The 24,991-nt window shown below is 40.9% G+C and carries 30 protein-coding genes and 1 pseudogene; 2 read left to right on the forward strand and 29 right to left on the reverse strand.

Going from position 1 to position 24,991, the window contains the following annotated elements:
• Window positions 1-131: 131 nt before the first annotated feature.
• Both SORDD05_RS06895 and SORDD05_RS06900 read right to left on the reverse strand, forming a co-directional pair.
• Window positions 132-2,543 (reverse strand): flavocytochrome c, encoded by a 2,412-nt coding sequence (locus SORDD05_RS06895; RefSeq protein ID WP_061418332.1) that lies wholly within the window; start codon window positions 2,541-2,543, stop codon window positions 132-134.
• A gap of 25 nt (window positions 2,544-2,568) precedes the next feature.
• Complete coding sequence (locus SORDD05_RS06900) at window positions 2,569-3,177, reverse strand: NADPH-dependent FMN reductase (RefSeq protein ID WP_000779601.1); 609 nt, start codon at window positions 3,175-3,177, stop codon at window positions 2,569-2,571.
• Window positions 3,178-3,395: 218 nt separating this feature from the next.
• Between SORDD05_RS06900 and SORDD05_RS06905 the strand changes: the two genes are divergently transcribed.
• Both SORDD05_RS06905 and SORDD05_RS06910 read left to right on the forward strand, forming a co-directional pair.
• Entirely contained in the window at window positions 3,396-4,595 is a 1,200-nt protein-coding gene (locus tag SORDD05_RS06905) for an L-lactate MFS transporter (protein WP_061418336.1), read from the forward strand.
• 75 nt (window positions 4,596-4,670) lie between these two features.
• Complete coding sequence (locus tag SORDD05_RS06910) at window positions 4,671-5,549, forward strand: AraC family transcriptional regulator (protein ID WP_061418339.1); 879 nt, start codon at window positions 4,671-4,673, stop codon at window positions 5,547-5,549.
• A gap of 493 nt (window positions 5,550-6,042) precedes the next feature.
• On the opposite strand, the gene SORDD05_RS06915 is transcribed toward SORDD05_RS06910, so the two are convergent.
• The 27 genes and pseudogenes from SORDD05_RS06915 to rplE form a co-directional block, all read right to left on the reverse strand.
• A complete protein-coding gene (locus SORDD05_RS06915) occupies window positions 6,043-6,459 on the reverse strand; it encodes a GNAT family N-acetyltransferase (protein ID WP_061418341.1) in 417 nt (138 codons plus the stop codon).
• A gap of 11 nt (window positions 6,460-6,470) precedes the next feature.
• A complete protein-coding gene (locus SORDD05_RS06920) occupies window positions 6,471-7,166 on the reverse strand; it encodes a GNAT family N-acetyltransferase (protein WP_061418343.1) in 696 nt (231 codons plus the stop codon).
• A 94-nt stretch (window positions 7,167-7,260) separates the two neighbouring features.
• Window positions 7,261-7,680, reverse strand: coding sequence for a DUF3021 domain-containing protein (locus tag SORDD05_RS06925; RefSeq protein WP_000825488.1), 420 nt, complete (start codon window positions 7,678-7,680; stop codon window positions 7,261-7,263).
• A 9-nt stretch (window positions 7,681-7,689) separates the two neighbouring features.
• Complete coding sequence (locus SORDD05_RS06930; protein ID WP_057488807.1) at window positions 7,690-8,145, reverse strand: LytTR family DNA-binding domain-containing protein; 456 nt, start codon at window positions 8,143-8,145, stop codon at window positions 7,690-7,692.
• Window positions 8,146-8,163: 18 nt separating this feature from the next.
• Window positions 8,164-9,006, reverse strand: coding sequence for an ABC transporter permease (locus tag SORDD05_RS06935; protein WP_061418345.1), 843 nt, complete (start codon window positions 9,004-9,006; stop codon window positions 8,164-8,166).
• Window positions 9,006-9,872 (reverse strand): ABC transporter ATP-binding protein, encoded by an 867-nt coding sequence (locus SORDD05_RS06940; RefSeq protein ID WP_061418348.1) that lies wholly within the window; start codon window positions 9,870-9,872, stop codon window positions 9,006-9,008. The genes SORDD05_RS06935 and SORDD05_RS06940 overlap by 1 nt, the downstream gene beginning before the upstream one ends.
• Before the next feature lie 497 nt (window positions 9,873-10,369).
• A pseudogene (locus SORDD05_RS06945) lies at window positions 10,370-10,783 on the reverse strand (YjdF family protein).
• A gap of 173 nt (window positions 10,784-10,956) precedes the next feature.
• Window positions 10,957-13,458, reverse strand: coding sequence for a leucine--tRNA ligase (gene leuS / locus SORDD05_RS06950; protein WP_061418351.1), 2,502 nt, complete (start codon window positions 13,456-13,458; stop codon window positions 10,957-10,959).
• A gap of 159 nt (window positions 13,459-13,617) precedes the next feature.
• The gene (locus SORDD05_RS06955; protein ID WP_061418353.1) at window positions 13,618-14,310 is read right to left on the reverse strand and encodes a histidine phosphatase family protein; all 693 of its coding nucleotides are present in this window, start codon (window positions 14,308-14,310) and stop codon (window positions 13,618-13,620) included.
• A 236-nt stretch (window positions 14,311-14,546) separates the two neighbouring features.
• Entirely contained in the window at window positions 14,547-15,884 is a 1,338-nt protein-coding gene (locus tag SORDD05_RS06960) for a PFL family protein (protein ID WP_061418356.1), read from the reverse strand.
• 9 nt (window positions 15,885-15,893) lie between these two features.
• The gene (locus SORDD05_RS06965; RefSeq protein WP_000644108.1) at window positions 15,894-16,160 is read right to left on the reverse strand and encodes an ACT domain-containing protein; all 267 of its coding nucleotides are present in this window, start codon (window positions 16,158-16,160) and stop codon (window positions 15,894-15,896) included.
• A 263-nt stretch (window positions 16,161-16,423) separates the two neighbouring features.
• On the reverse strand, window positions 16,424-16,810 hold the full coding sequence (gene rplQ, locus SORDD05_RS06970; protein ID WP_000331493.1) for a 50S ribosomal protein L17: 387 nt from the start codon (window positions 16,808-16,810) through the stop codon (window positions 16,424-16,426).
• An 11-nt stretch (window positions 16,811-16,821) separates the two neighbouring features.
• On the reverse strand, window positions 16,822-17,757 hold the full coding sequence (locus SORDD05_RS06975; RefSeq protein ID WP_000568993.1) for a DNA-directed RNA polymerase subunit alpha: 936 nt from the start codon (window positions 17,755-17,757) through the stop codon (window positions 16,822-16,824).
• 42 nt (window positions 17,758-17,799) lie between these two features.
• The gene (gene rpsK, locus SORDD05_RS06980) at window positions 17,800-18,183 is read right to left on the reverse strand and encodes a 30S ribosomal protein S11 (RefSeq protein WP_001118385.1); all 384 of its coding nucleotides are present in this window, start codon (window positions 18,181-18,183) and stop codon (window positions 17,800-17,802) included.
• Window positions 18,184-18,200: 17 nt separating this feature from the next.
• Window positions 18,201-18,566: a 30S ribosomal protein S13 gene (gene rpsM, locus SORDD05_RS06985; RefSeq protein ID WP_000090781.1), complete on the reverse strand. Its 366-nt coding sequence runs from the start codon at window positions 18,564-18,566 to the stop codon at window positions 18,201-18,203.
• Window positions 18,567-18,583: 17 nt separating this feature from the next.
• Window positions 18,584-18,700, reverse strand: a complete 117-nt coding sequence (gene rpmJ / locus SORDD05_RS06990; protein WP_001808836.1) for a 50S ribosomal protein L36 — start codon at window positions 18,698-18,700, stop codon at window positions 18,584-18,586.
• 24 nt (window positions 18,701-18,724) lie between these two features.
• A complete protein-coding gene (gene infA / locus SORDD05_RS06995; RefSeq protein WP_001029883.1) occupies window positions 18,725-18,943 on the reverse strand; it encodes a translation initiation factor IF-1 in 219 nt (72 codons plus the stop codon).
• 116 nt (window positions 18,944-19,059) lie between these two features.
• Window positions 19,060-19,698: an adenylate kinase gene (locus tag SORDD05_RS07000; RefSeq protein ID WP_061418359.1), complete on the reverse strand. Its 639-nt coding sequence runs from the start codon at window positions 19,696-19,698 to the stop codon at window positions 19,060-19,062.
• Window positions 19,699-19,844: 146 nt separating this feature from the next.
• Window positions 19,845-21,155 (reverse strand): preprotein translocase subunit SecY, encoded by a 1,311-nt coding sequence (gene secY, locus SORDD05_RS07005; RefSeq protein WP_038805841.1) that lies wholly within the window; start codon window positions 21,153-21,155, stop codon window positions 19,845-19,847.
• A gap of 11 nt (window positions 21,156-21,166) precedes the next feature.
• On the reverse strand, window positions 21,167-21,607 hold the full coding sequence (gene rplO, locus SORDD05_RS07010; protein ID WP_000766092.1) for a 50S ribosomal protein L15: 441 nt from the start codon (window positions 21,605-21,607) through the stop codon (window positions 21,167-21,169).
• Window positions 21,608-21,752: 145 nt separating this feature from the next.
• Complete coding sequence (rpmD, locus tag SORDD05_RS07015; protein WP_000057241.1) at window positions 21,753-21,935, reverse strand: 50S ribosomal protein L30; 183 nt, start codon at window positions 21,933-21,935, stop codon at window positions 21,753-21,755.
• A gap of 13 nt (window positions 21,936-21,948) precedes the next feature.
• On the reverse strand, window positions 21,949-22,443 hold the full coding sequence (rpsE, locus tag SORDD05_RS07020) for a 30S ribosomal protein S5 (RefSeq protein ID WP_000874204.1): 495 nt from the start codon (window positions 22,441-22,443) through the stop codon (window positions 21,949-21,951).
• A 17-nt stretch (window positions 22,444-22,460) separates the two neighbouring features.
• Window positions 22,461-22,817 carry a 50S ribosomal protein L18 gene (gene rplR, locus SORDD05_RS07025; protein WP_004244055.1) on the reverse strand — a complete coding sequence of 119 codons (357 nt, stop codon included), beginning with the start codon at window positions 22,815-22,817 and terminating at the stop codon, window positions 22,461-22,463.
• An 83-nt stretch (window positions 22,818-22,900) separates the two neighbouring features.
• Window positions 22,901-23,437 (reverse strand): 50S ribosomal protein L6, encoded by a 537-nt coding sequence (rplF, locus tag SORDD05_RS07030; RefSeq protein ID WP_000086638.1) that lies wholly within the window; start codon window positions 23,435-23,437, stop codon window positions 22,901-22,903.
• Window positions 23,438-23,624: 187 nt separating this feature from the next.
• On the reverse strand, window positions 23,625-24,023 hold the full coding sequence (gene rpsH / locus SORDD05_RS07035) for a 30S ribosomal protein S8 (protein ID WP_000245504.1): 399 nt from the start codon (window positions 24,021-24,023) through the stop codon (window positions 23,625-23,627).
• Between the two features lie 214 nt (window positions 24,024-24,237).
• Window positions 24,238-24,423, reverse strand: coding sequence for a type Z 30S ribosomal protein S14 (locus tag SORDD05_RS07040; protein ID WP_001085697.1), 186 nt, complete (start codon window positions 24,421-24,423; stop codon window positions 24,238-24,240).
• Window positions 24,424-24,440: 17 nt separating this feature from the next.
• Complete coding sequence (rplE, locus tag SORDD05_RS07045) at window positions 24,441-24,983, reverse strand: 50S ribosomal protein L5 (RefSeq protein WP_000013542.1); 543 nt, start codon at window positions 24,981-24,983, stop codon at window positions 24,441-24,443.
• Window positions 24,984-24,991 lie beyond the last annotated feature (8 nt).

Here is a 24,991-nt window from a genome sequence, read left to right on the forward strand (position 1 = left end):
TGGCCTCTTTAGGGAGATTATTATGAAAAAGAAAGGATTAGGATTTCATTAAATAAAGTTAGGAGGTCTTTATCTAATGGCTATATGATACACGAGGAGACTTAAAATTCCCTTAATTTTTAAATCAATCACTAACAATTTTCTTTAACAGCTGTTTGACCTGCAATACGTCCAAAAGTAAAGATATCCGTAAGCGAATTTCCTCCTAGACGGTTACCTGCATGGAGTCCACCTGCGACTTCTCCGGCAGCATACAAACCAGGGATAATCTGACCGTTTTCATTCAAAACGTGTGTTGAAGTATCAATCTTGAGCCCACCCATTGTATGGTGAACGGCTGGTTTTCTCGGTGTTGCGTAAAATGGCGCAACCTCACACTTGAGATCAAAACTACCTTTATTAAATTCAGGGTCAAAGCCTGCATCAACATAAGAATTGTACTTCTTGATTGTATCTGCTAACACCTCTGAATTCATACCAATCTGAACCGCCAACTCTTCTATCGTATCTGCACGATAGAGAGTGCCTGCTTTGACTTGGGCATCGATTTTTTCTTGGCTAGTGTTGTAGGCTGTTGCCTTGATGCGGTCATCTGCAATTAGATAGAACAAGCCTCCATTATCAATCGCCGCTTGAGATAGCTTGTCTCGGCTACCGTACTCATCTACAAAGCGCTTCCCTTGAGTATTTACCATGATGAAGTTAGCTGGAGGAACTTGAAGTCCTGAGAAGAGGGCTCCTGTCACTGGATCGGATACTGGCATCATTTGACTAAAGCCCATACCCACCAAATCTGCACCTACACTTTGCCCTAAAAGAATACCATCTCCTGTTACAGCTGGTGTATTAGATGTAGCAATATCATCTGCAATTTCAGTCCAGTAGGTATTGTATTTTTGTAGCATCTTTGTATTGGCACCAAATCCTCCAGAAGCTAGAACAACAGCATCTGCATTGACAATGATGGTTTGACCGTTTCGACCTTCTGCTCTGACACCCTTGACAGCCCCGTCTTTTACAAGCAATTCTTTAACTGGAGAGTCAGTCAAGATCTTGCCACCATTTTCTAGAACATATTTTTGTAGGACGGATATAAAGGCATACCCCATTGGTTGAACCGGCTTATGACCACGACGCCAAAGGGCTCCAACTGGCATTGTCACTTCGCTACGAACAAATTCAACGCCGATGTCTTCCAACCAGCGAACAGACTCTAGGGCCCGTTCGGTTAAAACAGATACTAAATCATATTGGCCATGAATTTCATTTCCTTGTAAATCTTTTCGTTTCCCACCGATATAGGTTTGGATACGGTAAAGTAAGGTAGAGTCAAACAAATAGCTCGGGTCCTGCAAATACTGCTCAACCTCAACTTTCAAGGCTCTAAAGTCCTCTAGATATTCTGGATCAATCGTTGATTCATCTGTCGCAATCAATTCTTGAAGCGTATGAGCCTCACCTGGATGAGCTGCGAAAGTCCCTTGCCATGCTGGATCTGGTGCATTCATTGGACCACCTGCACGAACAGTATTTCCTCCAATTGCAGGAAATTTCTCAACAACAATTGGCTTCTTACCAGCTTGTAAGACTGCAGCCGCTGCAGCTAATCCAGCTCCTCCACCTCCGACGACGACAACGTCTGCCTGATAGGTTTTATCTTCTTTATCTAGAGCAGATGGTGCTTTTGAACGTTTCCGTAAAACATCTGGATTTGCACCAGCTTGTTTGACTGCGCGAGCAACTCCGTCCAAGACACCATTTGAAGTCACAGAAGCTCCTGACACCGCATCAACGTTTAAGGTCTGTCCCTCAATGATTTCCGCTGGGATACGGGTAAATACGACATCTGCAATTCCTGAAGATTCTCCAGAAGAATCGATTTCGATTTTTTCAATACGGTCCTCAGAAACCGTTACATCCATCGGTAATTTACCATTATGGCCTTCAGTTGTAACATGGTAAGTCCCCGGTTCAAAGCGAACTTCTTCAGGAAGGTTTAGTTGGTTTACAATAGATACAAAGCGAAGGAAGCGATAAAAACAACTATCTAGGAAATCAACGGTTCGCTCATCAATCAAATCTCCATTGTCATCAAACGCTCGATGCGCTCGACCAAGTAAAAACTCACTACCGGGCATAACTGTTGCATTTACCCCAGGAGCATCCAGAATCTGACGAAGATGAAGTTGGGCACGTGAAGAACCTTGAATATCGTAAGAAGCTCCGACAATCATTGTCGGCTTTCCGTCTAGTGGATGAATGTTAAAAGACAACCACTCGAGCAAGCTATTCAAACTTGATGGAATCGTATGATTGTGCTCGGGTGTCGAGATAATGACACCATCAGCTTCTGAAATAACCTGATTAAACTTCTGAATAATAGGTGTATCTGTTTGATCATCCATTTCATTAAACATCGGTACATCTGTTATTTCTAAAATCTCAATATCCGCTTTCTGAGCAAAATGTCTTTTCATAAATTGCAACAGGTTGCGATTATAGGATTTTTTTGCATTAGTCCCAACAATAGCTACTAATTTCATTGACTCTTCTCCTTTCATTAATTCCCTAGGCTTTCAACCATTCTTCCCAGATGAATGATTTTTTTCGATTTGTATCTTCAGGTTTTACTAAAGCTTTTGTTAATTCAACAAAGTTTTGAAACTCTGAAAAATGTTCTTCTAGTTCTGCAACCTTTTCTGGATTGTTCAAATGACACTCATCATCTAGGACTTGCTCAGAATGACCTAGAAAGAACTCTGTACCAGGCATAACTCTCGCTTTAAGCTCCGGCGCATCTAAAATCTGACGTAAATGTGCCTGCGCTCTAGATGTTCCTAGCAAACCGAGAGAAGCACCTACAATCATCGTTGGTTTGTTAACCAAGGCACGACTGGTATAAGCAATCCACTCTAAAGCAGAGGCCAAAGGTGCTGGTATCGTGTGGTCGTACTCAGGTGTTGAAATAATCACACCATCTGCGGCAAGAATTTTTTCTGAAAAAGCTTGAACTTCAGCTGGCGCTTGCTTGTCCTCAGGTTCGTTAAATGCTGGCAATTGTTTGATTTCCAATACCTCAATGTCGGCTTTATCCGAAAAGTGCTTTTGCATAAATTTCAAGAGTTTCCGATTGGTTGAGCGATCTGAATTGGTTCCAACGATAGCAACTAGTTTCATCTTGGTACCCCTTTCATTTATTTAATCTACTTTCATTATACTACTTTAGAAAATCTTGTAAATCCTTGATAATAAAGACCGTGTTATTCTATCAGATTATCGTACTTTAGTACAAGTTCGTGAAAAAATTAACAAAACATCTTCATAAACTATTGACCGGCTTCCTTAACTATGATATAGTCTTGGTGAAAAAATATACATTTAAGGAGGATGTTTTTATGAAAGAGACATTCAATCGTTGGAGGATTTTAGTCGCGTCTACAGCCATTCTTCTTTGCACAGGTGCCGTCTATTCCTTTTCTGTTTTTGCCGGACCACTTAGCAGTTCAACAGGCTGGTCCATGTCTGATATTATGTTAGCATTTGCTATCAACTCTGCAATCGGCCCTATCCCCATGATTCTAGGAGGTTATTTAGTTGACAAAGGTTATGTAAAATGGACCATCGCCCTCGGCGCTCTCCTATTTGCTAGCGGATTTTACTTAACCGGCTATGCCAATTCACCAGCCATGCTTTATTTGACCTATGGATTAATGGCTGGACTTGGTCAAGGTTTTGCCTATTCGGCTGCCCTCTCCAATTCACTTCGCCTCTTCCCTGATAAACGTGGCTTAGCCTCTGGAATTCTGACAGGCGGAATGGGTTTTGCCGCAGTCATCGCTTCTCCAGTCGCAAGCAATCTCATTCAACAACAAGATGCCTTCTTTGCTTTTCGTACCATTGGGCTAGTCTATATTGTTGTTATCATCTGTGCAATTTTCTTTATCAAGGCGGCTCCAAGCGGCTACCAACCAGCAGGCTGGAAAGCTCCTATCCCAACCAAGCAAGGAGCTACTAATAAAAACTGGAAACAAATGCTACAAAGTCCTCTGTTTTACATTATCATTAGCATGTTCTTTGTCGGCGCCTTTTCTGGTTTGATGATTGCCTCTCAAGCATCACCAATCGGTCAATCAATGTTTGGACTCTCTGCAGGCACTGCAGCTCTCTATGTCTCTCTTTATTCAATCGCAAACTCTAGTGGTCGTTTTATCTGGGGATCACTTTCTGATAAAATTGGCCGTTCAAAGACCTTATTAATTATCTACTCTGTCATTGTCCTAGCTTTATTTTCCCTAACTATCGTCCCTGGTCAATTCGGGTTTACCTTAGGAATTATAGGACTTGGTATCTGCTTTGGTGGTGTTATGGGGGTCTTCCCATCTATCGTCATGGAAAATTACGGTCCTGCAAATCAAGGGGTCAACTACGGTATAGTCTTCACTGGATATTCTTTAGCAGCATTTTTCGCTCCCAAAGTCGCTGTTCAAATAGCAATGGCTAATAATGGAAATTATAGTGTAGCTTTTTATGTTGCTATTGCTTTGGCCTTCATTGGACTTATGCTTACTATTTTTTATATGAAAAAGAAAGCTTAAAGCCCGAAAACTTCCTAGATAAGGAAGTTTTTTTGGTATAATAAACGTAGTAATAGTATATTGGGAGGATTTACCATGGCAGACCGTTCACGTTTCTTACGAGATAACCCATCTGACTTCCCATATGATTTTGAAAAACAAATCCTATCCAAGCAATCTTCTAATACAATTTATCATTGGCATCCTGAATTCGAGATAATCTATGTCAAAAAAGGAACTGCTACCTTCTATATCAACTCTGAGCGCTTTGAAAGTCATGAAGGTGATATTTTCCTAATTCAGCCAACGTCTCCTCACGCTATCTACCCTATTGAAAATCAAGAACAAATTTCAACAGTTTTTCGTATCCATTTAGATTTCCTAGGTAGAAGTCAAATTGACAGTTTTAGCCAACGCTATATCCAACCCCTCCACTCTGGTCACTTTTGCCTTACTCCTCAAATATCACCAGGCGATAAGGCCTATGATCAAATTCAATCCTGCCTTCTTTCCCTCTTTTCTATCCTTGAAGAAAAAGGCATATACTACGATCTACTCATAAAATCTAAACTATACGAATTGCTTCATCTTCTCTTTAAGTATAGATACGTCAATCGACACTATACAGATGATACCTACCAAAAATACCAAAAACTAAAAGAAGTGATTTGCTACCTTGAACAGCATTACTCAGAACCCATTCATATTGAGCAACTAGCTGCAACATTTGGATATAGTAAAAATCACTTTATGAGTATTTTCAAGCAACATACTGGAGCCAGTTGTATGGACTACCTGCTCCAGTTACGTCTTGAGAAATCCTGTGAGAAACTCGTCCAAACCAACCTCAGTATTCAAGAAATTGCAAGCCAGGTCGGTTTCACCAACCTTTCAAACTTCAACCGTCAATTTAAGCAGCACTATCACTTAACACCTAGACAGTATCGAAATCAACAACTTAAAAAGAAAACATGATTCTTTCTCCTTAGTTTTTTCTAAGGAGTTTTTTCAAACAAAAAAGCCACCTGATTGGGTGGCCTCTTTAGGGAGATTATTATGAAAAAGAAAGGATTAGGATTTCATTAAATAAAGTTAGGAGGTCTTTATCTAATTACTATATGATACACGAGGAGACTTAAAATTCCCTTAACTTTTTTCTGATTTATCATTTTTTTAGAAAAATTTTTTCCAAATGAAATTTCCTTTCTCAAGTCACAAAAAAGCCACCTGATTGGGTGACTTCTTTAGGAGATTATGATGAAAAAGAAAAGTTTAGGATTTCATTAAATAAAGGGTACTCAATGAAAATCGAAATCAGACTAGGCAGATAGACGCAAGCATAACTATAGTTAGCTAAGTCAACTCTAACGAAGGTTGATGAGATTTTCGAAGAGTATTAGGAGGTCTTTATTTAATGACTATATAATACACGAGGAGACTTAAACTTTACTTAATAAAAATAATTATTTTATCTTTTTCGATCGCCCCAAATCATTCCTGTGCAATCATAAGTAGATAAGGTTTCAAATCCCAGAGAACGGTAGAATACCAAATTTTTTTCTGTCTGTTCGGTCACTAGTTGGACTTGATAGGCGTCTTTGAAATCAGCTAAAGCCTTTTTCATCAAGGCACTGCCAATTCCTTGGCGCTGATAAATAGGCAAAACGATCAAATCCTGGACAAAAATCGATGAAAAACCATCTCCGACCAAACGGACCAAGCCCACCACGGCATCACCATCAAGTGCCAGATAAATCGCTAATGAGTGAGACAAGGACTTCTCCAGCATCTGGGGTTGATGTGTGTAGTTTGTCCAACCGACTGCCTGATAGAGATGCAAAACATCATTTATATTTACTAATTCTTGCTTTCTAACGGTAATCATGTCATCACCTCTTAGATTTCTCTCAAACTCTTGTACTGTCGTCCATTCTTGTCAAAATTTTTAGGAGCCAGCCATGCTTCCAAACGAGCTTTGACTTGAGGCCAGTCCTTATCAATCATAGACAACCAATCCGTATCTCTAGTTCGCCCCTTATAAACGACAGCCTGGCGGAAGGTTCCTTCATAGACAAAGCCCAAACGTTCCGCAGCTCGTCTTGATGGCAAATTTAGAGCGTCGCATTTCCACTCATAGCGACGATAGTTGAGTTCCTCAAAAACATAGCGAGCCAAGAGATACTGGGCTTCTGTTCCTATCCTCGTCCCCCTAAGTGCTGGTGAAAAGGTGACGGCACCCACTTCTATTACTCGGTTATTCTGGTCAATGCGCATGAGAGAAAAAGTTCCCAAGGCCTTACCAGTTGCCTTGTCTATAATCGCATAGTAAAAACGATCCTTACGAGCCAACATCTGATTTAAGACGGTGACCAGTTCCGCCATATCTGCCATCGGCTCCCGAAAGAGGTAGGTCCACATCTCCCGAGGCGTATCTGGACCATAGACAGCTAGCAAATCCTCCGCATGCTTTTCTACCGAAAGAGCCTCTATCCGAGCATAACGCCCTTCTAAGAAATCAATGGAAGGCAATTCACCTGATGTAAAACCTTCCATTGACTCACCAATCATCTGACCATATTCGTTTATTGGCATCGTTTTTCTCCTTGCTTTACGCTGAAAATACTATATCATAATTTGCTCTATATGGAAACTAGCACTCTCCTCAAACCTCATCCTCAACACTACATTAGTGATTCGTTTTCTTTCTTTTATCTTCTAAGGCCTGATTAATTCGTTGGGTGAGCTTGTGAGTTTGCCAGATCTGGTACAACCATATCAGTCCATAAATTAATAAGAAAAAGAACCAAAGCAAGGGACTCAACAATGCTGAACCCCAGCCAAAAAATAGGTAGGTTAATACTAAGATAGTAGCTGTCGCTAACAAATGAACTCCTACACGCATACTATAAGCAAGAAACTCTAGCCTTTCAAGGATTAAGGTCAATACCCCCATAATTCCGCTCATCAAAAACAAAGCTAGAATATTTTTTGTCGTTGGTGTGGGATAGGTAATACCTGAATAAAACTGAGCCAATAACACCAAACTCAAATAAACAAAGGAGGCCGTACGCATTCCCGATACAAAATAAGCAATCAATCGCTTCATGATTTTCTCCTATAAACCTAGATAATCCATTAAGGACTTAACGTATTTCCGACTCACACTCGATTTGATACCCCGAGTCATCTTAGCCATCATGTTCCCTGAAAAGCTATCCGATAATGACTCTAGATGGTCAATGTTTATAATTGAATGACGTGATATCTGTATAAAGTTACGTCGGTTAACCCGATTCTGAAAGTTTGTCAATGTTTCCTTAGTTTTATAAATCCCATCTACCGTATAAATGGTCAACAAACTCTTATCAATATCTGCTAGAATAAGATCCTCAATTTTCACCATAACCAGATGATCATCCGTTCGAATAGGAATGACCACCTGATTAGTCGTTGAAAATTGTTCTAAATACTCCATGACCTCTCTTGCTTGGTCGGTTAACTGAGCTGCCTGAATTAAAATGTGTGGGTCTTTTTCTGAAAACTCTGTCTTCATTTCAAAACGAATCTTCATTTTCTCTCCAATACATCTTTATTTTCTCTTGCTAAACACTTTAACAAATAACATCCAAAGAAGAATAGCGACGAGACTGATAATAACCACTATAAAGTATGTTTCTTCCTTTGTCAATAGTTCTTGCCAGTTGATTTGGATTCCCATTTTTTCTTGAAATTCCTGTAACAGACTGTTATTTCCTGAAAATGCGGTCTCTAACCGCTCTTTCATCAAGACTTGTCGATAGAGAGAAGCAATATAAGTTGCAGGGGTACATTTCATGAAAAGCTGTGCAGAATCAGGTAATACTCCAATGGGGATATAAGTTCCTACTAAAAATCCAGAGGCAGTTCCCACTATCGTTGCCAGTTTGCCAAGGCTATCTACAGATTGAAAACGGTAAATCAAGAGAACATTTACCAAACTTGAAATCAGACTGCTTAATAACATAATCAAAGCGATTTCCGGTAAATGGCTGATAACTGGACTTTCTTTAAAATAAAGGCTCATAACAGCAAACATAAACACCTGCATGACAAAAGAAATGATAATACTGCTGATTAGATAGGACGCCTGTAAGCCCCAGCTACCTAAATCTGTCAAGAAAAGATCTTGATCTACTTGATTTTCACGATCCTGTACCATTTGTGTAAGAGCCGTAAAACTGGTTGTAATCCCAGTCACAGCCAAGGTCCCACCCATCAGCCAGTTATTTAAAAGGTTCGTATTATCAGGGAGTTGAGACCAAGCATCCGTCAAGTTCTTCTGCAAAAAAATGATATAAAGGAGGAAGGAAATCAATGCCCCCAATAATGAGAAAAATACTCCCGAACGATTACGAAAATATAAAATAAAATTCCGTTTCAATAAAGCTAGCATTAGCGAACCTCTCTTCCTGTAAGTGCAATAAAGGCATCATCCATAGTGCCCGGACGAAACTCAAAAGAATCAATTTCTTCTCGAACTTTTGCCAAATATTCAATGGCTTCCTGTGACGTCCTTGGATAAAAAAGATATTCCAACTCATTTTCTTCCTCTACTGTCATTCCAGCCTGTAGCAGCTTTTCTAAATCCTTCATTTCCTTAAAACGAATTTTTAGGATATTAGATGCATACTGACTTTTAATAGCAGTCGCAGAACCTTGCGCAATCACTTTCCCATGATCAACGATATAGATCTGATCCGCTTCATCTGCTTCATCCAGATAATGAGTCGTTAAGATAATAGTCATCCCTTCATCCTTTTGTAGTCGATACAGTAGATCCCAGATGGATTTGCGCGTCTGAATATCAAGACCTGTGGTTGGTTCATCCAAGAAAAGAATATCTGGTCGCGAAAGAAGAGCACGTGCAATATCAACCCGACGTTTTTGCCCACCTGACAAAGTCCCATATAGTTGTTTCTGGAATGCAGTCAAACCCAGTTGATGAATCAAATCATCCACACGACTTGCCGCAATCTCCTTATACTGTTGAGCACGAATCGTGAGATTTTCCCTAACCGTCAACATCTCATCCAGTACACTAGCTTGAAAAACCACTCCGATTTTCGTATTTGGCGCATATCGAATCTGACCTTGTGTCGGCTTTTTCAAACCGATTAACATGGAAATAGTGGTTGATTTCCCTGCACCATTGGGTCCCAAAATAGCATTGAAACTTCCTTTTTCAAACTCTAACTGAATATCATCGACAGCCATATGATTGCCGTACCGTTTAGTCAAATGTTTCGCTTGTAAAATCATATTTTTTCCTCCTCTTAACCACACTAGTTTAACAAAAAGAATGAAAGAAAAATCGACTTTTGAGATAAGCAGTTAAAATGAAAGGCCAAGTGGTAAAATAATGGGGGTTAAATTAAAGTAGAGCAGGCTGCAACCGTTTTTCTCCTATCGAATCACTAGAGGATGTTGAAAAACACTTACAACCACACATTATATTTTTAAACATGCGCTATAAAAGAAGAGTTTTATAACATCCGGTAGAAAAATCCAAGAGTCAATAGTATTGTTCTCGCTAAACCAAACAATAAAAAATGAATCAGAAATCATGGCACACACTCCCTTCTAGTGAAATGAAAATGCTGAATGGGGCAGGATTGAATTTGAAGCAAGCAAGTATGGTCCTGAATTTGAAACTGCCATTAACGATAAGTCTATCTATTAGGAAAGAAATCTTCAATACAAGCAAAAACAGCTCTTGTTATCCAAGAAGAGCTGTTCTATTTTATGAAAGAGAATCACTAGTGCCCCTTGTGTTTCTCTCTACGTTTTTGCTGTTTGCGTTCAAATTTCTCTTGTTTGAGCAATTGCTTTTGGAGACTGGACTGTTGTTTTGAATGCTTTTTTCGTTCTTCGTGCTGCAACTGCAAAAGCTCTTGTGACTTAGAAGAAACTTTCTGCTTCACCTGTTTCTTTACAGCTCGCTGCAAACGCTTCGGATTCTTAATCTTCACATGATGTTTGACTGTTGCCTCTGGACTAAAAGATAACCGAACAAACTGAGTCTGTAAAAGTTTCAAAATTTCATCCTCTTTTGGTTCCTGACCAAATGTCACTCGACAAACTTGATAAGTTCCCTCATACTCTTATTCAAACAATCCATGCCAAAATCCATCTTCAAAATAAACTGTCAAGCCAATTGAAACGATTTCCACGACAGCACCTCCTTAAATCTATCCCTAAGAATGGACAACCAAGGAGGAAGGTTACTGATAGGCTTGCCTACGTCTGGACTACCAACCAGAACTGTGTTTTTATCTTAGTTGGGACTATTATAGCATAATCCAATTTAAAAATCCTCCAGATTCTACTCTGAAGGATTCCTATCTTATTTCACAACGATATTTACCAACTTGTTAGGTACCGCAATCACTTTCACGATTTCCTTACCGTCAATCTCCGCTTTGACTTTTTCGTCAGCCAGAACAATTTCTTGCAATTCTTCGCGTGACAGGTCTTTAGCGACCATGAGTTTGGCACGGACTTTTCCTTTGATTTGAACGACGATTTCGATTTCGTCTTCAACCAATTTACTTTCGTCCCAAGTTGGCCAAGCTACATAAGAGATGGACTCACCTGTTGCTGCAACAGTTTGCCAGAGTTCTTCTGCCAAGTGAGGGGCAAATGGGGCGATCAATTGGATAGAGCCTTTGGCGTAATCCACATAGAGTTTGTCTTCCTTATTAGCAGCGTTGACAAAGACCATAAGTTGGGCAATGGCTGTGTTGAATTTCATGGATTCGATTTGCTCAGTGACAGATTTAACGGTTTCGTTATAAACCTTGTCAAGAGCACCATTATTTTCCGCAGCAATTTCTTTACTTGTAATCAAACGGTAAACACGGTCAAGGAATTTACGGCTTCCTTCCAGACCTTCTTCTGACCAAGCGATGGAAGCATCGAGTGGCCCCATGAACATTTCATAAACACGAAGGGTATCAGCACCATATTGTTCCACCACATCGTCTGGGTTGACAACGTTCTTGAGCGATTTAGACATCTTGGCTGGTGCTTGCTCCAACTCTTCTCCTGTTTCCACATGGAAGAAAGAACCGTCACGTTTTTCAACCTTATCAGTCGCTACAAGAGCTCCACGGTGGTCACGGTAGCTTGTTCCCAAAATCATCCCTTGGTTAAAGAGTTTTTGGAATGGTTCCTTAGTCGGAACAACACCGAGGTCATAGAGGAATTTATGCCAGAAACGAGCGTAAAGCAAGTGAAGAACGGCATGCTCTGCACCACCAACATAAATATCTACAGGCAACCATTGTTTGAGGATGTCCTCATCAGCCAATTTCTCAGTATTGTGTGGGTCAATATAACGGAGGTAGTACCAGCTTGAACCAGCCCATTGTGGCATAGTGTTTGTTTCACGACGACCTTTGACGCCATCCTCACGAGTCACTTCAAGCCAGTCTGTCAAGTTAGCCAATGGACTCTCCCCTGTACCTGAAGGGCGGATGTCCTTGGTGACTGGCAAGACAAGTGGCAATTCACTTTCAGGAATAGCTGTTGAAGTCCCATCTTCCCAATGAATGATTGGAATTGGCTCACCCCAGTAACGTTGACGGCTAAAGAGCCAGTCGCGGAGACGGTAGGTGACTTTTTCTTGACCGCAGCCTTTTTCTTCCAACCAAGCCACAATCTTAGCAATAGCGTCTTCTTTATTCAATCCATCTAGGAAGTCTGAATTGACATGAAGTCCATCTTCAGTATAGGCAGCCTCTTCAACGTTTCCACCTTCTAGCACTTCTACGATTGGAAGGTCAAATTGTTTAGCAAATTCCCAGTCACGTTGGTCATGGGCAGGCACAGCCATGACAGCACCTGTTCCATAACTAGCAAGAACATAGTCCGCGATCCAGATTGGAATTTCTTTGCCATTGACAGGGTTGATGGCATAGGCACCTGTCCAAACACCAGTTTTTTCTTTAGCAAGGTCGGTACGAGCCAAGTCTGACTTGAGGCTAGCTTGGTGTTTATAGTCCGCAACTGCATCAGCTTGCTCTGGGCTTGTGATGACATCTACCAGTTCATGCTCAGGAGCTAAGACAGTGAAAGTCGCACCGAAAAGAGTGTCAGGACGAGTGGTAAAGACGGTGAATTCCTTGTCTGTTCCTTTCACTTTGAAGGTTACATTGGCACCAGTTGATTTCCCGATCCAGTTGCGTTGCATGTCCTTGATAGACTCCGGCCAGTCAAGCTCGTCCAAATCATTAAGCAGACGCTCCGCATAAGCCGTGATTTTAAGCATCCATTGGCGCATCGGTTTGCGGACAACTGGATAACCTCCACGCTCAGAGGTCCCGTCAGGAAGGACTTCTTCGTTAGCGATGGCTGTTCCCAACTCTTCTACCCAGTTTACTGGCACTTCGGCTTCATAGGCCAAGCCTTTTTCGTAAAGCTTAGTGAAGATCCACTGAGTCCATTTGTAGTAGTTTGGATCTGTTGTGTTGACTTCACGATCCCAGTCGTAAGAGAATCCAAGCGCATTGATTTGACGTTTGAAGTTGGCAATGTTTTCCGCTGTAAACTCTGCCGGGTCATTCCCCGTATCCATAGCGTACTGCTCAGCTGGCAAACCAAAAGCATCCCAGCCCATTGGGTGAAGGACATTGTAGCCTTGCGCACGTTTGTAACGGCTGAGAATATCCGTTGCTGTATAACCTTCTGGGTGTCCTACGTGCAGACCTGCTCCAGACGGGTAAGGGAACATGTCAAGCGCATAAAACTTCGGTTTTGAGGCATCTGTTCCTGTCTTAAATGTATGATGTTCTGCCCAGTAGCCCTGCCACTTAGGCTCAATTTCTTTATGATTGTAAAAACTCATGGTCTCTCTCCAATTTTGTGATGTTACTATTATACCATTTTTGAGGGAATTTGAAAGACGAGAAATGTTCTTTTAGACTTGGATAACAAGAAATACTGAGTCGCAAATCCACCTTATTTAACAGGAAAAAAATTAGCTCCTAATCGGAGCTAACTTCTATCAATTTTTTATTTCTTCCATCTTCTCACGTCCCAGCTCCCGATAACTACGGTCGCCGACAACTTGGACCGTAAACTGGCCGTTCTCATATTCAAGAATGGTCACGCTACCATTATCGAGACCATGCGGATGCATGCCATTGATCAGATATACAATGGTACCAATCGTCATTCCATGGCTCACAACGAGAGCATTGCCCCCACCTTGTTCTTCCATTTCTTTGGCAATCGTTTCAAAACCTTCCTTGATTCGACCACTGAGTTTTTCCCAACCTTCTGCCCAGCCTGCAGTATCAACCTCAACTAGACCTTCTGCTAGCTCTGCATAGGACAACTGATGAACATGGTCTACATTGAAAATTCTCGGAATCAAGCCCATAAAGAGATCTCCATCATAGGCCCCATCAAAACTACCAAAACACCACTCTCTGATGCGCTTGTCCATTCGATAAGGGATTTTCCCTTGCAAGCCCAGTTCTTCAAGAATAATTCCCATGGTCTGAATAGTTCGCCCTGAATCACTAGAATAAGCTCGGTCAAACTGCAAACCAGACTCTCTCAAGCCAATTCCCAGTTCATGGATTCCCAACTCACCTTCTGCGGTTAGAGGCGTATCACTCCATCCTTGAGCACGTCCAATCGTGTTAAACATCGTTTTACCATGACGGATCAGGTACAATCTTACTTTAGACATTTTCTATCCTCCATTTTCTTCTATTATATCATGGAACAAAGAAATATTCGGCTTTCAACAGTAAAGTCCGCTCTCGTAATTTTCCCACAAGAAAAGCTACCCTAACGGTAGCTTTCCTAGGAGATTATTATGAAAAAGTTTAGGATTCTAATTAAATAAAGTTAGGAGATCTTTATTTAATGATTATAGTATACACAGTCATCCTTAAACCCAACTTAAATCTTCTCTCTTTTTTATTAATTTTTAAAACTATGGATTGGAGCTGGGATTTGCCCACCACGAGAGATGAAATCAACAGACGAAGCCCCGTTAACCTTCATAACTGGAGCTGTCCCTAGCAAGCCACCAAACTCAATCATATCGCCTTCTTTGCCCTTTGGAATGATACGGACGGCCGTTGTTTTCATGTTAATAACACCGATTGCCGCCTCATCCGCAATCATAGCCGCAATGGTCTCAGCAGGTGTATCTTCCGGAATGGCAATCATATCCAGCCCAACAGAACAGATAGCCGTCATGGCTTCTAGTTTTTCTAAATTCAGAGAGCCATTTTGCACCGCAGCAATCATACCCTCATCTTCAGATACAGGAATAAAAGCCCCTGATAAGCCACCGACCTGGTTACAAGCCATCACTCCACCCTTTTTAACTTGGTCATTCAAGAGAGCCAGTGCAGCAGTCGTCCCGTGTGTTCCAACTGTTTCTAGACCCATTTCCTCCAGTACCCGAGCCACAGAATCACCAACCGCAGGAGTAGGTGCCAAACTTAGGTCGACAATTCCAAAGTCAACACCAAGTCTCTCGCTAGCCATCTGACCAACTAATTGACCGATACGAGTAATCTTAAAGGCCGTTTTCTTGACTGTTTCCGCTACTACATCAAAGCTCTGTCCACGAACTTTTTCCAAGGCACGCTTGACCACACCAGGACCCGAAACCCCGACATTGATGATAACATCTGCTTCGCCAACACCGTGGAAAGCCCCTGCCATAAAAGGATTGTCCTCAACAGCATTAGCAAATACGACCAACTTGGCCGCACCCATATCTGACAGCGCAGCTGTTTCCTTGATGATGCGTCCCATATCTGCAACCGCAGTCATGTTGATGCCTGACTTGGTTGAGCCGATATTGACAGACGAACAAACCTTGTCTGTCTCAGCTAGAGCGCGGGGGATAGAATTGATGAGAATCTCATCTCCTTTTTGGTAGCCTTTTTGTACCAAGGCCGAAAAGCCACCAATGAAGTCAACACCGATCTCCTTGGCAGCCTTGTCAAGTGCCTTTGCCAAAACAACATAGTCTGTCGCATCAGTCGCAGCACCAATTAAAGAAATCGGAGTCACTGATACCCGTTTATTGACAATCGGAATCCCAAGTTCCGCAGCAATTTCATCTCCCACAGCCACTAGATTTGCAGCTTTAGTAGTGATTTTTTGGTAAATCTTTTCAGCAGCACGATTGATATCTGGATCAATACAGTCCAAAAGGGAAATCCCCATGGTGATGGTTCTGATATCGAAATTCTGTTCTTCAATCATGGCAATGGTTTCAGTAACTTGTCTAATATCCATGATGACCTCCTAGATATTGTACATAGCATCAAAAATCGCTGCACTTTGAATATTGATTTTGACATTCAAGGTCTGACCGAAAGTTTCAAACTCATTTCTGAGAGAGGTAAAATCTTGTTTTTCGTCACTAGATACGACAGCCATCATGGTAAAATATTCGTCCAGTACTGTTTGAGAAATATCATCAATATTCAAACCCAACTCTGCAATCTTAGTAGACACACCTGCAACAATACCAGCCTTGTCCTTGCCAACCACTGTAATAATAGCCTTCATCCTTATACCCCATTTCTACGATTTTTAGAAAACCTGAACGTTTTTGATTTTCTTTTTCCCTAGTATAGCATATTTCCATAGAAAATACTAAAAAACGCCTGCTTACGAAGTTGTTCTTAAACAAAAAACAATTTCGTAAACAAGCGTCTACCCTATCAAATGATGATGAGTGTTCCCGCTAGGACCGAAGTCCCAGCGGTAGACCAGAGCTAGACTAAGAGCACAAGACTCCATCATCATAACACTCAACAAAATTGATGATTTTATACTAATTCGATGATCGCCATTGGCGCAGCATCACCACGACGTGGTTCAGTTTTAAGGATACGAGTGTATCCACCGTTACGTTCAGCATAACGAGGTGCAATTTCTGAGAACAATTTTTGAAGTGCTGTAGTAGAAGTGTACTTATCAGTTGCTTCATCATAGTTTTCAGATGCGATTTCATTACGTACGAAAGCAGCTGCTTGACGACGTGCATGCAAATCACCACGTTTACCTAGAGTAATCATTTTTTCAACAGTTTTGCGGATTTCTTTAGCACGAGCTTCAGTTGTCACGATTGATTCGTTGATCAAAAGGTCAGTTGTCAAATCGCGAAGCATTGCTTTACGTTGTGAGCTAGTGCGTCCTAGTTTACGGTAAGCCATGTATTCCTCCTTTATTTATCTTTCAATCCAAGACCCAAGTCAATGAGTTTGAGTTTCACTTCTTCCAAACTCTTGCGTCCAAGATTTCGTACTTTCATCATCTCTGCTTCAGATTTTTCTGTCAAATCATGCACAGTGTTGATACCGGCACGTTTCAAACAGTTGTATGAACGCACAGACAAGTCCAGTTCCTCAATCGTACGATCCAAAATACGATCGTCAGATTCAGTATCAGCTTCTTTCATCACTTCAGTTGACTTAGCAATCTCAGTAAGATTTGTAAACAAATCAAGATGTTCTGTCAAGATACGTGCTGAAAGCCCTAAAGCATCTTCTGGAATAATTGTTCCATTAGTCAAGATTTCAAGGGTTAATTTGTCAAAACCATCGTTGCTACCTACACGAGCAGGCTCTACTTGATAGTTGACTTTTGTAACTGGTGTATAAATAGAATCTACAGCAAGTGTTCCAACTGGTGCATTATCTTTTTTGTTTTCATCAGCAGGTACATATCCACGACCACTGTTAACAGTCATTGTCGCTTTTAGAGAAGAACCTTCACCGATTGTAAAGAGATAATGATCTGGATTTACAATCTCAATATCACTGTCAGTCAAAATGTCTCCAGCTGTAATTTCAGCAGGGCCTTCAACGTCAAGCTCAATGATTTTTTCGTCTTCAACGTATGATTTCACTGCAATCCCTTTAATGTTCAGAATGATTTGCATCACGTCTTCACGAACACCTGGAACTGTGTCGAACTCATGCAAGACACCTTCAATATTGATAGATGTCACTGCTGCTCCTGGTAGAGAAGCTAGTAGTACACGACGAAGAGAGTTACCAAGAGTTGTACCGTAGCCACGTTCAAGTGGTTCGATTACAAACTTGCCATAATCTTTATTTTCATCAATTTTTGTTATATTTGGTTTTTCAAACTCGATCATTTAGTTACTCCCTCTTAAACGAAAAGCAGTGTAATGCAATGATTATACACGGCGACGTTTTGGAGGACGAGCACCATTGTGTGGCACTGGAGTCACATCACGAATTGCTGTTACTTCAAGACCAGCGGCAGCAAGCGCACGAATAGCTGACTCACGACCAGAACCTGGACCTTTTACAGTAACTTCAACTGATTTAAGACCGTGTTCTTGTGCAGATTTAGCAGCAGCTTCAGAAGCCATTTGAGCAGCGAATGGTGTAGATTTACGAGAACCTTTGAAACCAAGAGCACCAGCTGATGACCAAGCAATTGCATTACCATGCACATCAGTAATCATAACAATAGTGTTATTAAATGTAGCGTGAATATGAGCAATACCAGATTCGATATTCTTTTTCACACGACGTTTACGTGTTGGTTTAGCCAAGACTTTTACCTCCTATATTATTTTTTCTTACCAGCAATCGCAACAGCTTTACCTTTACGAGTGCGAGCATTGTTTTTAGTGTTTTGTCCACGGACAGGAAGTCCACGACGGTGACGAATACCACGGTATGAACCGATTTCCATCAAACGTTTGATGTTCAAGTTTACTTCACGACGAAGGTCACCTTCAACTTTGATTGCATCCACTTCACGACGGATAGCATCTTCTTGATCTGATGTAAGGTCACGTACACGAACATCTTCTGAGATTCCAGCAGCAGCCAAAATTTTCTTAGATGTTGCAAGTCCGATACCATAAACGTAAGTCAATGAGATTACTACGCGTTTGTCATTTGGAATGTCAACTCCAGCAATACGAGCCATGTTTTCTCCTTTCTATCTTATCCTTGACGTTGTTTGTGTTTTGGATTTGCTGGGCAAATTACCATAACACGGCCATTACGACGAATTACTTTACAGTATTCGCAAATTGGTTTGACCGATGGTCTTACTTTCATTTCTTATCCCTCCAAGTTTTTCGATTATTTAAAGCGGTAAGTGATACGTCCACGTGTCAAGTCATATGGACTCATCTCGACAGTAACACGATCTCCCGCTAAAATACGAATATAGTTTTTACGAATTTTACCAGAAACTGTTGCTAAAATCTGATGTCCATTTTCAAGTTCAACCGTAAACATTGCGTTAGGCATTGTATCAACTACTTTGCCTTCAACTTCAATCACATCGTCTTTTGCCACGCAAAAGCACCTCCATAAATTTCGATTTGATGCCTCTAGACACAGAGACAACAATTATAAGTCAGACTATTTCAGTATAACATTTGTAGCGATTTTTTGCAAGTGTGAAAAACGCTTTATTTCAAATTTGTCAATACTTTTTCGATGTCTTTGAACACATCATTGATATCTTGATTTCCTTCGATATCGTGGACCAAACCTTTGGCACGGTAGTGAGCAATGATTGGTTCACCTTGTGCGATATTGACATCCAAACGACGTTTTACTGTCTCAGGTTTATCATCTTCACGTTGGTAGTAATCTTCTTCTTTGTAGTCAACTGGTGGGTTGAAAACTTTGTGGAAGGTTTCACCTGTTTGGCGGTGAATAATACGGCCACTCAAACGTTCCAAGAGACAGTCTGGATTCACTTCGATATTGATCACACCTTCCAATTCAATACCAAGTTCAGCCAATGTTTTGTCCAAGGCATAAGCTTGTTCAATCGTGCGTGGGTAACCATCCAACAAGAAACCTGTTTCTTTGATATCGTCCTGAGAAAGACGTTCTTTAACAATACCATTTGTAACTTCATCTGGAACCAACTCACCTTTGTCGATGTATGACTTTGCAAGTACACCCATTTCAGTTTGATTTGCCATAGCAGCACGGAACATATCTCCAGTTGAAATGTGTGCCACGTGGAATTGTTCCACAATTTTAGCTGCTTGCGTTCCCTTACCTGCTCCAGGTAAGCCCATAATCAAAAGATTCATGATCTGATCTCCTTATTTTGTATTTAAATAGAAGCAAAAAGCTAGTTTCAACTCCTATTTAAAAACAAAATAGAAGAGGGGAGACGAAAGTCTCTCTTATAGATAGACCTTCATACTCCACTCTCTAAGCAAAAGTAGTCTTGCTTTTATTCTGTTTTGTCCATGAAACCAACATACTTACGTTTCAATAGGTAACCTTCTAGCTGTTTGATTCCTTCGATACCTGTCGAAATAATGATCAAAAGACTAGTTCCCCCAAAAGCAACCGCTTCTGAGAGCCCAAAGACATCTTTTGCTACAATCGGCAAGATTGAAATCACACCAAGGAAAAGGGAACCGACGGTTGCAAGGCGACGAAGAAGTTTTGACATAAACTCTTCCGTTCCTTTACCTGGACGGACACCATGGATATAGGCTCCGCTCTTTTGCAAGTTTTCTGCTGCTTTCTCTGGATTGATCTGTACAAATGTATAGAAGAATGTAAAGAGAATAATCAGCAGTGCATACATGGCAACACCTGTTGGAGATGTTGTAGATAACATTTCCTGTGCTGTACGTACCCAAGCCCAATCATGACCTGTAGCGCTGACAAACTGAAGAATAGCCGCAGGTGCTGCTGTAATGGAACTTGCAAAGATAACTGGGATAACACCAGCAGGATTGACCTTCAAAGGAAGGTAAGAACTGGATGGAGCACCTTGAGCAACTTTTGTATATTGAATCGGAATTTTATATTCTGCCTGTTGTACATATGTTGTAAAGTAAACAATCAACAAGACAGCGATAATGAGAATAACGACAAATATAATAGATGACGTCAACCGATCACTTGGAATATTGACAAAATAGTCCACGTAGATGCCATGAATCATCTCTGGAATTGAAGCCACAATCCCTGCAAAGATAATCATAGACACCCCGTTACCATATCCCTTATCAGTGATTTGCTCCCCTAGCCAAGTAACAATCATAGTACCTGCAGTCAGGATAATACCAATCGTAACAAAGACTTGAGGGGTTAGATCTGTCGTTAATAATTTTGCACCAGAAAGAGTATTAAATCCTGCTGTAATCCCGATAGATTGAACAAATGCAAGCACAAGTGCAATATAACGAGTAGCCTGGTTTATCTTTCTCCGTCCAACTTCCCCCTGCTTGCCCCACTCTACAAACTTTGGAACAATATCCATTTGCAGCAATTGAACAACGATGGAAGCTGTGATATACGGACTCACACCGAGTGCAAAAACCGAGAAGTTCTTCATGGCATTCCCTGAAACTAAACTAAGCATGTTTAAGAAGGATAATCCACTCAAAGCTTCCAGACTTTTTGCATTCACACCTGGTACAGTAATACTAGTCCCGATACGGAAGACAAGTATGATAAAAATCGTAAAGAGAATTTTTGATCGTACTTTCTTAACCTTGAGGGCCTCTTTTAATAATTTAAAAAACATAGGTCACCTCTCTAGATGACTTCTACTGAACCACCTTTAGCAGTGATAGCTTCTTCAGCTGTTTTTGAGAATTTAGCTGCTTTCACAGTCAACTTCTTAGTCAGCTCACCGTTACCAAGAATTTTAACGCCTGATTTTTCAGCTTTTACAATTCCTGCTTCGATAAGAACAACTGGAGTCACTTCAGTACCATCTTCAAAAACGTTCAATTGATCAAGATTTACAATTGCGTATTCTTTAGCGTTGATGTTAGTGAATCCACGTTTTGGAAGACGACGGAACAATGGAGTTTGTCCACCTTCAAAACCAAGGCGAACTCCGCCACCGCTACGAGCTTTTTGACCTTTTTGACCGCGACCAGATGTTTTACCGTTACCTGATGAAGTACCACGACCAACACGGTTACGTACTTTACGAGAACCTTCTGCAGGTTTCAATTCATGAAGTTTCATTTATATTTTCTCCTCTTTTGTAAAATGCTAGCGCCGATAAGAGAGAAAAGGTTGTCTCCCTTATCAACTCGCCTATACATTCGTCATCTTAGATGACTATATCTAGTTTTAGGGGATGAGTATTGCCACATCCCCTAAAAATCCATTAGTTTACTTCTTCAACCGTTACCAAGTGAGATACTGCAGTGATCATACCACGGATAGCAGCGTTGTCTTCTTTGATAACAGAGCTGTTCAATTTGCCAAGTCCAAGTGCTACAACAGTTTTACGTTGTGATGGAATGCGTCCGATTGGAGACTTAGTCAAAGTAATTTTAATTTGAGCCATTTTATCCCCTTTCTTATGCCAAATCAGAAACTGAGATACCACGAAGGGCAGCAACTTCTTCAGCGCGTTTCAATTGTTTCAAACCTTCAACAGTTGCGCGAACAATGTTGATTGGAGTGTTAGAACCAAGTGATTTAGATGTAATATCTGCCACACCTGCCAATTCCACAACGGCACGAACTGCACCACCAGCGGCAACTCCAGAACCTTCTACAGCAGGTTTCAACAATACTTTAGCACCACCGAATTCTGAAAGAACTTCGTGTGGGATTGTTGTTCCAACCATAGGAACTTCAATCAAGTTTTTCTTAGCATCTTCTACTGCTTTACGGATTGCTTCTGGAACTTCTTGAGCTTTACCAGTACCAAATCCTACGCGACCGTTGTGGTCACCAACAACAACAAGAGCTGCGAAACGAAGACGACGTCCACCTTTAACAACTTTTGTAACACGGTTGACAGCAACTACGCGTTCTTCTAATTCAACTGCATTGTCTTTAAATGCCATTTTCTAGTGTCCTCCTATTAGAATTTCAATCCGTTTTCACGAGCTGCATCAGCCAAAGCTTTCACACGTCCGTGATATAGATATCCACCGCGGTCGAACACCACTTCTGAAATACCTTTAGCGTTTGCACGTTCTGCAACGAGTTTACCGACAGTAACGGCTTGTTCAGTTTTAGTTCCTTTTGAAACTTCTTTGTCAAGAGTTGAAGCACTTGCGAGCGTTACACCCGCTACGTCATCAATCACTTGAGCGTAGATGCCTGTATTAGAACGGAATACGTTCAAACGTGGGCGATCAGCAGTTCCAGAGAGTTTTCCGCGAACGCGACGATGGCGTTTTTGGCGGAGTTTGTTTTTATCTGGTTTAGAAATCACAGTTTTCACCTCTTTAGTTTTAAATCGTGTGCTATGCACAAAGTTGGAAAATAGGTCGGTGGTTGAAGATCAACCACTCAACATTATTTACCTGTTTTACCTTCTTTAAGACGAACGTATTCGCCAACGTAACGGATACCTTTACCTTTATATGGTTCTGGTGAGCGAAGGCTACGTACGTAAGCAGCTGTTTGACCAACTACTTCTTTTGAAATTCCGCTGATAACGATTGTTGTTGGGTTTGGAAGTTCAAAAGTAATTCCTTCTGGAGCTTCAACTTCGTCTGGATGAGATTTACCAACAGCCAAAACAAGTTTTTTACCTTGAAGTTGTGCACGGTAACCAACCCCACGCATTTCAAGTTCTTTCTTGAATCCTTCTGATACACCAACAACCATATTGTTCAAAAGGGCACGAGTAGTTCCGTGAATAGTTTTCATTTCTTTTGAATCGTTTGGACGGTGAAGAGTTACTTCAGTACCTTCCACACGAATTTCAATATCTTTTGAGAACTCACGAGTAAGTTCTCCTTTAGGTCCTTTTACAGTTACTACGTTGTCATTGTTAGTGAGTTCAACACCAGCAGGCAACACGATAACTTTATTACCAATACGTGACATGTTTATTTTCTCCTGTTAAATTGTCAGGCCGTGATGGCCAGTTTTCACGGGGTTAAATCGATTTCTCGATTTAAAGGAACATTTAGGTTTCAATTTCAAAGTGAATCTAGGCATCGTCTCGCAGGCATAACTTTGGGTTAGGCAAGAGACGATAACGAAGAGGCACAAAGAAATTGGGAGCTAAATATTACCAAACGTAAGCGATAACTTCCCCACCAACATTCTTTTGGCGTGCTTCTTTATCAGTAAGCAAACCTTCAGATGTTGAAAGGATAGCAATTCCAAGTCCGTTAAGAACTTTTGGAAGATCTTCACGTTTTTTGTAGACACGAAGTCCTGGTTTAGAAACACGTTTCAAGTTAGTGATAACTTTTTCACCGTTTGGTCCGTATTTAAGGAATACACGGATGATGCCTTGTTTGTCATCTTCGATGATCTCTACGTTCTTAACAAAACCTTCGCGTTTAAGGATTTCAGCAATCCCTTTTTTGATGTTTGATGCAGGTACTTCAAGTACTTCGTGTTTCGCTTGGTTAGCGTTACGAATACGAGTTAGGAAGTCTGCGATTGGGTCAGTCATAACCATTTTTTATTCTCCTCTTACTAGTAGTTTGCAAGTCGCACTTGCTAGTTAATGATTGAGCTGTGCTCAGATAGTATTGACACATTCAAATGAGATAACTCTCTTATTTGAACACGAGCTACAACCTAGGCAAAAAAGATAGATTTGTTTTGGAGCATCGCTCCTACACCAAATCTCCTATTTTTGCTGTGGTTGTTACGCTCTTTGTATCATGATATTACCAAGATGCTTTTGTTACACCAGGAATTTGTCCTTTGTAAGCTAATTCACGGAAGCAAACACGGCAAAGTTTAAATTTGCGGTAAACTGAATGTGGACGACCACATTTTTCACAACGAGTATAAGCTTGAGTAGAGAACTTCGCTGGACGTTTGTTCTTAGCAATCATTGATTTTTTAGCCATTAGATTTACCTCCTATATTATTTTGCAAAAGGCATTCCAAGGCCTGTAAGCAATGCACGTGACTCTTCGTCAGTGTTAGCAGTTGTTACGATAACGATGTCAAGACCACGAGTTTTGTCAACGTCATCAAAGTTGATTTCTGGGAAGATCAATTGTTCTTTCACACCAAGTGTGTAGTTTCCGCGTCCGTCAAATGATTTTGTTGGAACACCGTGGAAGTCACGCACACGTGGAAGTGAAACTGAAACCAATTTATCCAAGAATTCGTACATACGTTCACCACGAAGGGTAACTTTTGCACCGATCGCAACACCTTCACGAAGACGGAAGCCGGCGATTGATTTTTTAGCTTTAGTGATAAGTGGTTTTTGACCTGAGATAAGTGCCAATTCTTCAGCAGCTTTTTCAAGACTTTTAGCGTTTGATACAGCTTCACCAACACCCATGTTCAAAACGATCTTATCTACTTTAGGCACAGCCATCACTGATGAGTAGTTGAATTGTTCTGTCAAAGCAGGAACTACTTCATTAAGATATTTTTCTTTTAAACGATTTGCCATTATACTTC

Source organism: Streptococcus oralis, assembly GCF_001578705.1.
Taxonomy (GTDB): domain Bacteria; phylum Bacillota; class Bacilli; order Lactobacillales; family Streptococcaceae; genus Streptococcus; species Streptococcus oralis_J.

What these genes read in the sequence shown, in the direction of transcription:
- SORDD05_RS06895 (WP_061418332.1), bottom strand. Translation starts at nt 2,543, where the DNA reads ATGAAATTAGTAGCTATTGTTGGGACTAATGCAAAAAAATCCTATAAT.
- SORDD05_RS06900 (WP_000779601.1), bottom strand. Translation starts at nt 3,177, where the DNA reads ATGAAACTAGTTGCTATCGTTGGAACCAATTCAGATCGCTCAACCAAT.
- SORDD05_RS06905 (WP_061418336.1), top strand. Translation starts at nt 3,396, where the DNA reads ATGAAAGAGACATTCAATCGTTGGAGGATTTTAGTCGCGTCTACAGCC.
- SORDD05_RS06910 (WP_061418339.1), top strand. Translation starts at nt 4,671, where the DNA reads ATGGCAGACCGTTCACGTTTCTTACGAGATAACCCATCTGACTTCCCA.
- SORDD05_RS06915 (WP_061418341.1), bottom strand. Translation starts at nt 6,459, where the DNA reads ATGATTACCGTTAGAAAGCAAGAATTAGTAAATATAAATGATGTTTTG.
- SORDD05_RS06920 (WP_061418343.1), bottom strand. Translation starts at nt 7,166, where the DNA reads ATGCCAATAAACGAATATGGTCAGATGATTGGTGAGTCAATGGAAGGT.
- SORDD05_RS06925 (WP_000825488.1), bottom strand. Translation starts at nt 7,680, where the DNA reads ATGAAGCGATTGATTGCTTATTTTGTATCGGGAATGCGTACGGCCTCC.
- SORDD05_RS06930 (WP_057488807.1), bottom strand. Translation starts at nt 8,145, where the DNA reads ATGAAGATTCGTTTTGAAATGAAGACAGAGTTTTCAGAAAAAGACCCA.
- SORDD05_RS06935 (WP_061418345.1), bottom strand. Translation starts at nt 9,006, where the DNA reads ATGCTAGCTTTATTGAAACGGAATTTTATTTTATATTTTCGTAATCGT.
- SORDD05_RS06940 (WP_061418348.1), bottom strand. Translation starts at nt 9,872, where the DNA reads ATGATTTTACAAGCGAAACATTTGACTAAACGGTACGGCAATCATATG.
- leuS (WP_061418351.1), bottom strand. Translation starts at nt 13,458, where the DNA reads ATGAGTTTTTACAATCATAAAGAAATTGAGCCTAAGTGGCAGGGCTAC.
- SORDD05_RS06955 (WP_061418353.1), bottom strand. Translation starts at nt 14,310, where the DNA reads ATGTCTAAAGTAAGATTGTACCTGATCCGTCATGGTAAAACGATGTTT.
- SORDD05_RS06960 (WP_061418356.1), bottom strand. Translation starts at nt 15,884, where the DNA reads ATGGATATTAGACAAGTTACTGAAACCATTGCCATGATTGAAGAACAG.
- SORDD05_RS06965 (WP_000644108.1), bottom strand. Translation starts at nt 16,160, where the DNA reads ATGAAGGCTATTATTACAGTGGTTGGCAAGGACAAGGCTGGTATTGTT.
- rplQ (WP_000331493.1), bottom strand. Translation starts at nt 16,810, where the DNA reads ATGGCTTACCGTAAACTAGGACGCACTAGCTCACAACGTAAAGCAATG.
- SORDD05_RS06975 (WP_000568993.1), bottom strand. Translation starts at nt 17,757, where the DNA reads ATGATCGAGTTTGAAAAACCAAATATAACAAAAATTGATGAAAATAAA.
- rpsM (WP_000090781.1), bottom strand. Translation starts at nt 18,566, where the DNA reads ATGGCTCGTATTGCTGGAGTTGACATTCCAAATGACAAACGCGTAGTA.
- rpmJ (WP_001808836.1), bottom strand. Translation starts at nt 18,700, where the DNA reads ATGAAAGTAAGACCATCGGTCAAACCAATTTGCGAATACTGTAAAGTA.
- SORDD05_RS07000 (WP_061418359.1), bottom strand. Translation starts at nt 19,698, where the DNA reads ATGAATCTTTTGATTATGGGCTTACCTGGAGCAGGTAAGGGAACGCAA.
- secY (WP_038805841.1), bottom strand. Translation starts at nt 21,155, where the DNA reads ATGTTTTTTAAATTATTAAAAGAGGCCCTCAAGGTTAAGAAAGTACGA.
- rplO (WP_000766092.1), bottom strand. Translation starts at nt 21,607, where the DNA reads ATGAAACTTCATGAATTGAAACCTGCAGAAGGTTCTCGTAAAGTACGT.
- rpmD (WP_000057241.1), bottom strand. Translation starts at nt 21,935, where the DNA reads ATGGCTCAAATTAAAATTACTTTGACTAAGTCTCCAATCGGACGCATT.
- rpsE (WP_000874204.1), bottom strand. Translation starts at nt 22,443, where the DNA reads ATGGCATTTAAAGACAATGCAGTTGAATTAGAAGAACGCGTAGTTGCT.
- rplF (WP_000086638.1), bottom strand. Translation starts at nt 23,437, where the DNA reads ATGTCACGTATTGGTAATAAAGTTATCGTGTTGCCTGCTGGTGTTGAA.
- rpsH (WP_000245504.1), bottom strand. Translation starts at nt 24,023, where the DNA reads ATGGTTATGACTGACCCAATCGCAGACTTCCTAACTCGTATTCGTAAC.
- SORDD05_RS07040 (WP_001085697.1), bottom strand. Translation starts at nt 24,423, where the DNA reads ATGGCTAAAAAATCAATGATTGCTAAGAACAAACGTCCAGCGAAGTTC.
- rplE (WP_000013542.1), bottom strand. Translation starts at nt 24,983, where the DNA reads ATGGCAAATCGTTTAAAAGAAAAATATCTTAATGAAGTAGTTCCTGCT.